At 74.0% G+C, this 6,381-nt stretch carries 6 protein-coding genes; 3 read left to right on the top strand and 3 right to left on the bottom strand.

The window, feature by feature from the left end:
- On the top strand, window positions 1-2,229 hold a 2,229-nt coding region (locus ACFWH7_RS02160), incomplete at its 5' end, for a CARDB domain-containing protein (protein ID WP_378214793.1).
- A 30-nt stretch (window positions 2,230-2,259) separates the two neighbouring features.
- Here ACFWH7_RS02160 and ACFWH7_RS02155 read toward each other — a convergent pair.
- From ACFWH7_RS02155 to ACFWH7_RS02145, 3 genes are read right to left on the bottom strand one after another with little or no spacing between them, the layout of a single operon-like run.
- Window positions 2,260-2,844 carry a pyridoxamine 5'-phosphate oxidase family protein gene (locus tag ACFWH7_RS02155; protein ID WP_378214792.1) on the bottom strand — a complete coding sequence of 195 codons (585 nt, stop codon included), beginning with the start codon at window positions 2,842-2,844 and terminating at the stop codon, window positions 2,260-2,262.
- A complete protein-coding gene (locus ACFWH7_RS02150) occupies window positions 2,841-4,412 on the bottom strand; it encodes an MmgE/PrpD family protein (protein WP_378214791.1) in 1,572 nt (523 codons plus the stop codon). The genes ACFWH7_RS02155 and ACFWH7_RS02150 overlap by 4 nt, the downstream gene beginning before the upstream one ends.
- 29 nt (window positions 4,413-4,441) lie before the next feature.
- Window positions 4,442-5,170, bottom strand: a complete 729-nt coding sequence (locus ACFWH7_RS02145) for a GntR family transcriptional regulator (RefSeq protein WP_378214790.1) — start codon at window positions 5,168-5,170, stop codon at window positions 4,442-4,444.
- Between the two features lie 93 nt (window positions 5,171-5,263).
- On the opposite strand from ACFWH7_RS02145, the gene ACFWH7_RS02140 reads away from it, so the two are divergent.
- Window positions 5,264-6,034: an SDR family oxidoreductase gene (locus ACFWH7_RS02140; protein ID WP_378214789.1), complete on the top strand. Its 771-nt coding sequence runs from the start codon at window positions 5,264-5,266 to the stop codon at window positions 6,032-6,034.
- A partial coding sequence (locus tag ACFWH7_RS02135) for a sigma factor (RefSeq protein WP_378214788.1) occupies window positions 6,031-6,381 on the top strand: 351 nt, incomplete at its 3' end. The genes ACFWH7_RS02140 and ACFWH7_RS02135, both read left to right, overlap by 4 nt.

Below are 6,381 nucleotides of genomic sequence, written 5' to 3'. Positions count from 1 at the left end.
AGCCCGCGCGCCCCGCGCCGCCCGGGGCGCACCCGCGCCCCCGCGGCCGCCGCCCCGGCCACCTTCCCGCCGGCGGGGGGCCCCCGCCCTCCCGCGAGAACCACGAGGGGCGCGGTCCCCGACGCGGGCGGCACGGTCGCGGAGCAGAACGAGGGCAACAACGCCTACGTCAACCCGACCCCGCTCGTCGTCACCGCCGTCCCGAGCTCGGACCTCGTCCCTACCCTCACGTGGTCGCCGAGCAACCCCGCCGCGGGCAGCACGGTGACGTTCTCCGCGACGATCGCCAACCAGGGCAACGTCGCGACGTCGACGGCCACCCACGGCCTCACCGTCACGGTGACGAACAAGGCGACGGGCGCCGTCGTGCGGACGCTGACCGGGTCTGCGAGCGGCGCGATCGCCGCGGGCGCGAGCAGCGCGAGCGTCAACCTCGGCACCTGGACCGCCGCGAACGGCAACTACGACGTCAAGGTCGTCGCCGCGCCGGACTCGACCGAGGCCGCCGCGAAGCAGGCCAACAACACCGCCACCCGACCGCTCTTCGTCGGGCGCGGCGCCAACCTGCCGTTCGACACGTACGAGGCGGAGGACGGCGTCACCGGCGGCGGCGCGACGGTGCTCGCGCCCAACCGTGTCGTCGGCGACCTCGCGGGCGAGGCCTCGGGCCGGCGCGCGGTGACGCTCAACCAGACCGGCGCGTACGTCGAGTGGACCACCAAGGCCCCGACGAACACCCTCCTGACCCGCTTCTCCATCCCCGACTCGGCGGGCGGCGGCGGCACGAACGCGACCCTCGCGATCTACGTCGACGGGCAGTTCCTCAAGAACATCGACCTCACCTCGCGCTACGCGTGGCTCTACGGCAACGAGACCAACCCGGGCAACCAGCCCGGCCAGGGCGCGCCGCGCCACGTCTACGACGAGGCGAGCACGCTGCTCGGCACGACCGTCCCGGCGGGCTCGAAGATCCGCCTCCAGAAGACGGCGAGCAGCACGAGCCAGTACGCGATCGACTTCGTCGACCTCGAGCTCGCGACGCCGCGGGCGAACCCGAACCCCGCGCAGTACACGCAGCCCGCGGGCTTCACGCACCAGGACGTCCAGGCCGCGCTCGACAAGGTCCGCATGGACAGCACGGGCACGCTCAAGGGCGTCTACCTGCCCGCCGGCGACTACCAGACGGCGAGCAAGTTCCAGGTGTACGGCAAGGGGGTCGACGTCGTGGGCGCCGGGCCGTGGTTCACGCGGTTCTTCGCGCCGCAGGGCCAGGAGAACACCGACGTCGGCTTCCGCGCCGAGGCGAGCGCGAACGGCTCGACGTTCCGCGACTTCGCGTACTTCGGCAACTACACGTCGCGCATCGACGGCCCCGGCAAGGTGTTCGACTTCGCCAACGTGAAGGACATGACGATCGACAACATCTGGGTCGAGCACATGATCTGCATGTTCTGGGCGTCCAACATGGACGACTCGGAGGTCACGAACTCGCGCATCCGCAACACGTTCGCGGACGCGATCAACATGACCAACGGCAGCGCGAACAACCACGTGCACAACAACCAGGCGCGCGGCACGGGAGACGACTCGTTCGCGCTCTTCGCGGCCACCGACAACGGCGGCAGCGGGCAGCGCGGCAACGTGTTCGAGAACCTCACGTCGACCAACACGTGGCGCGCGGCGGGCCTCGCGGTCTACGGCGGTCAGGACAACACGTTCCGCAACATCTACATCGCGGACACGCTCGTCTACTCGGGCGTCACGATCAGCTCGCTCGACTTCGGCTACCCGATGGAGGGCTTCGGCCCGGCGCCGACGGTGTTCGACGGGCTCACGGTCGTGCGCTCCGGCGGCCACTTCTGGGGCGACCAGGTGTTCGGGGCCGTGTGGATGTTCTCGGCGTCCAAGGCGTTCGGGAACATCCAGGTGAACAACCTCGACGTCATCGACCCGACGTACTCCGGGATCATGTTCCAGACGAACTACGTGGGCGGGCAGCCGCAGAACACGTTCCAGAACCCGACCTTCACCAACGTCACCATCACGGGGGCGAAGAAGAGCGGGGACCAGTACGACGCGAAGTCGGGCTACGGCATCTGGGCCAACCCGATGCCGGAGGCCGGCCAGGGCCCGGCCGTCGGCACGGCGACGTTCACCAACCTCACGTTCTCGGGCAACTTCCGGGACATCGAGAACACGACGTCGACCTTCACCATCACGCGCAACTGACCACCTCCCGGCCCGACGCCGCAGCCCGCCTCACGGGGCGGGCTGCGGTGCGTCCGGGGCACGCAGGTCGGGCCGCTCGCCCGCCCCGAACCGCCACCGCATCGCCGCGTGCTCGGCCGTGCGCTCGTAGGCGAACACGACCTCGGGCCGCACCGCGAAGACGAGCGCGGGGTCGCCGTCGTTGACGAACGCGCCGTCCTCGACCGTGAACGACCACTCGTCGCCGTACTTGCAGCGCCACCGCTCGGCGAGCCGGTGCAGCGCGGCGTCCTCGGTGACGCGCACGGCCGTCCCCTCCACGACGACGTCGAGCGCGTCCTCGTACACGTTCGTCCCGGTCGTGAGGACGACGCGCGCGTTCTCGGCGAGGTTGCGGGCCTTGCGCTCGTGCGGTCCCGTGGTGACGTGCAGGCAGCCGTCCGCGACGACCGTCATGAGCGGCGTGACGTGGGGCCGCCCGTCGGGTCGTACGGTCGAGATCCAGGAGATCTCGGCGCGCTCGAGCGCCCGCCGCACCCTCTCCCAGGGCACCGGGCTCGCGCCCGGGGAGCTGTAGCCGGGGATCAGCGTCCCCTCCGGAGCGCCGGGGGCGCCGACGTCGGCTGCGGTGGTCATGCGGAGTCCTCTCGGTGGGCCGTCTCGTCCGTCCACCACCTCGGACCGACGAGCGGGCCCGGACTCATCGGCCTCAGCCCAGGTCGCCCGGCCCCGCCTCGTGGCCCGGCCGACCGGCCGTGCGGCGCTCCTGCTTCATGCGCGCCTCGAAGAGGTGCCGCACGCCGTGGGCGGGCCCCGCGCGCCCCCCGCCCGCGGGCGCGCGTGGGCGCCACCTCCTGCCGCCCCCCGCCCCGCCCCCACGGCCGCGCCCCGAGCGGGTGCGCGTCGGCGACGGCGATCTCGCGGACGAGGCGGCCGCCGTCGGCCAGCTCGATCTCGACGCGACCGCCGAAGGCCTTCTCGGCCGGGTCGGTCGAGTGGTAGCGACGCGTCCACTCGGGGTCCTCGGCCGTGGTGACCTTGGCCCACAGCGCGACCGTGTCCTCGCGCCCCGCACGCTCGGGCGCGTACGAGTCGACGTGGTGCCAGCCGCCGTCCTGCAGCGCGACCGCGAAGATGTACGGGATCGAGTGGTCGAGCGTCTCGCGCGAGGCGGTCGGGTCGTACTTCTGCGGGTCGTTCGCGCCGGAGCCGATGACGTAGTGGGTGTGGTGGCTCGTGTGGATGACGATGCTCGCGACGTTGTCCGGGTCGGCGAGCCACGGGTGCTCGTCGTGCAGCGCCCGCGCGAGGTCGATGAGCGCCTGCGACTGGTACTCCGCGGAGTGCTCCTTGGTGTACGTGTCGAGGATCGCCGTCTTCGGCTCGCCGAGGGCCGGGAGCACGAGGTCGTACGCCGCGTCCGGGCCGTCGAGCAGCCAGGCGACGACGCCGTCCTCGCCCTCGTAGATCGGCTCGGGCGACGTCTGGCCGCGCATCGCCCGGTCGACGGCCTCGACCGCGACCTTGCCCGCGAACGCCGGGGCGTGCGCCTTCCACGTGGAGATCTGGCCCTTGCGGGACTGGCGCGTGGCCGTCGTCGTGTGCAGGGCTTGGCCGATCGCCTGGAACACGGTCTCGGTGTCGAGGCCGAGGAGCGTGCCGATCCCGGCGGCGGCCGACGGCCCGAGGTGCGCGACGTGGTCGATCTTGTGCTTGTGGAGGCTGATCGCGCGGACGAGGTCGACCTGGATCTCGTAGCCGGTCGCGATCGCCCGCACGACCGCGGCGCCGTCGGACCCGGCGTGCTGCGCGACGGCGAGGATCGGCGGGATGTTGTCGCCGGGGTGGGAGTACTCGGCGGCGAGGAACGTGTCGTGGAAGTCGAGCTCGCGGACCGCGACGCCGTTCGCCCACGCCGCCCACTCGGGGCTCGTGCGCGTCGCGAGCGCGCAGCCGAACACCGTCGACCCCGGCGTGTACGGGTGCGCGAGCGCCTGGCCGCGCGCCGCGACCGCGGGGCCACGCGTCAGGCTGGCCGCGGCGACGGCCGCGTTGTCGATGACGCGGTTGATCACCATGTCGACGACCTCGGGCGTGACCTCGACCGGGTCCGTCGCGAGCTCGGCGAGCTTCCACGCGAGCTGGTCGGTGCGGTCGAGCGGCTCCGCGCTGGGGTAGACGCGCAGGTGGTGGGTGTACGGCATCGGTGTCTCCGTCGTGCGGTGGGCGGTGGTCAGTGGAGGTCGCCGGCCGCCGACCCCACGCCGCGCAGGGACTGCTCGGCGAGGGCCGCGCTGCGCTCGATGTGGGCGCGCATCGCGGCCTCGGCGGCGGCGGGGTCGCGGCTCGCGATCGCGTCCGCGACCGCGCGGTGCTCGTCGACGTGGTCGGTGGTGCCGACACGGCGGCGCGCGGCGAGCGCGCGGTACCGGTCGACGTGGCCGCGGATCTGGCGCAGGAGCGCCGACCCCCAGCGGTTGTCGGCGAGCGCCTCGATCTCGCCGTGGAACTGCGCGCCGACCCGCAGCACCTCGTCCTCGTGGTCGCGCACGGCGTCCATGAGGGTCACGAGCCGGACGAGGCGGGCGACGTCGTCGGGCGTGGCGCGCTCGCACGCGTCCCGGGCGAGCAGGCCCTCGAGGCGGGCGCGCACGTCGTAGACGCGACGCGCGTCCGCGACGTCGAGCGGCGCGACGCGCACTCCCCCGGTCGGCAGCTCGACGACGAGCGCCTCCGCCTGGAGCAGGCGCAGCGCCTCGCGCACCGGGGTCCGGGAGACGCCGAGCTCGGCGGACAGCACGGGCTCGGTCAGACGAGCGTCGGGTGCGAGGGAACCGTCGATGATGCGGCCGCGGAGGAGGTCGTAGACCGCACGGGCACCGGACTGGCGGCGTGCGAGGCCCGCGTCGCCGGGCGCCGTGGACGGTCCGACGGCGGCGCGCAGGTCGGGCGTCGTCGTCACCCCGCCATCGTGCCACACGGTCTGCGCACTTGTATACAAGTTCGGGTTGCAGGTGACGTGTCACATCCCGGGCTGCTGCGGCGTCGTACGGGCATGAAGATCGCAGTGACAGGTGGGACAGGGACGATCGGCCGGCACGTCGTCGCGGAGCTGACCGCGCGCGGGCACGAGGTGCGCGCGCTGAGCCGGCACGCGGAGCGCTACCCCGTCGATCTCACGACGGGCGCCGGCCTGACCGCCGCGCTCGCCGGGGTGGACGTCGTGGTGGACGCGAGCAACGCGTCGTCGTCCACGACGGCCGCGCGGGCGACGCTCGTCGACGGGACGCGGCGGCTCCTGGCGGCCGAGCACGACGCCGGGGTGCGGCACCACGTGCTCGTCTCGATCGTCGGGTGCCACGATGTGCCGATGGCCTACTACGGCGTGAAGGTCGAGCAGGAGCGGGCGGTCGCCGCCGGCGACGTTCCCTGGACGGTCGTCGCGGCGACGCAGTTCCACGAGTTCGTCGACGGGACGCTCGCCGGCGCCGCGCGGCGCGGCGTCGTGCCGCTGCTGCGCGCTCCGGTCCAGCCCGTCGCGGCGCGGGACGCGGCCTCGGCCGTCGCCGACGCCGCGGAGCGCGCGCCGCTCCGCTCGACCACGACCGTCGCTGGGCCCGAGGTGCTCGACCTGCGGGACGCGGCGCGCACCTGGCGCACGGCGACCGGCTCGCGGGCGCTCCCCGTGCGGGTGCCGCTGCCCGGGCGGCTCGGGCGTGCGCTGCGCGCGGGCGGCCTCACGGACCCGCACCCGGACGCGCGCGGCACGACGACGTTCGCCGGCTGGCTCGCCGCGCAGCCCACCGCGTCGACGGCCCCGCGATGAGCACCGACGACCTCGCGCACGCCTTCGAGGCCGAGCGCCCGCGCCTCCTGCGCCTCGCCTACGCGACCACGGGCTCGTGGTCGGACGCCGAGGACTGCGTGCAGGACGCGTGGCTGCGCCTGCGCACCCAGGACCCGGCGTCGATCCGCAACCTCGCGGCATGGCTCACGACGACGGTCGGCCGCCTCGCGCTCGACGTGCTCGGCAGCGCGCGCGTGCGGCGCGAGCGCTACGTCGGGACGTGGCTGCCCGAACCCGTCGTCACGGCGCCCGGGGCGCGGTCCCCGGTCGCGGCGGTGGCGCGGCCCCCCCCCGCCCGCCCGCGGCACGCCCGCCCCCCCCCACCC

The organism is Cellulosimicrobium cellulans (assembly GCF_042723955.1).
In the GTDB taxonomy this organism is placed as follows: domain Bacteria; phylum Actinomycetota; class Actinomycetes; order Actinomycetales; family Cellulomonadaceae; genus Cellulosimicrobium; species Cellulosimicrobium cellulans_H.
The sequence above is the reverse complement of the archived record's forward strand: the minus strand, read 5'-3'. Positions and strand labels throughout refer to the sequence as shown.

Coding starts and splice junctions, on each gene's coding strand:
- ACFWH7_RS02155 (WP_378214792.1), bottom strand. CDS start 2,844: ATGACCACCGCAGCCGACGTCGGCGCCCCCGGCGCTCCGGAGGGGACG.
- ACFWH7_RS02150 (WP_378214791.1), bottom strand. CDS start 4,412: ATGCCGTACACCCACCACCTGCGCGTCTACCCCAGCGCGGAGCCGCTC.
- ACFWH7_RS02140 (WP_378214789.1), top strand. CDS start 5,264: ATGAAGATCGCAGTGACAGGTGGGACAGGGACGATCGGCCGGCACGTC.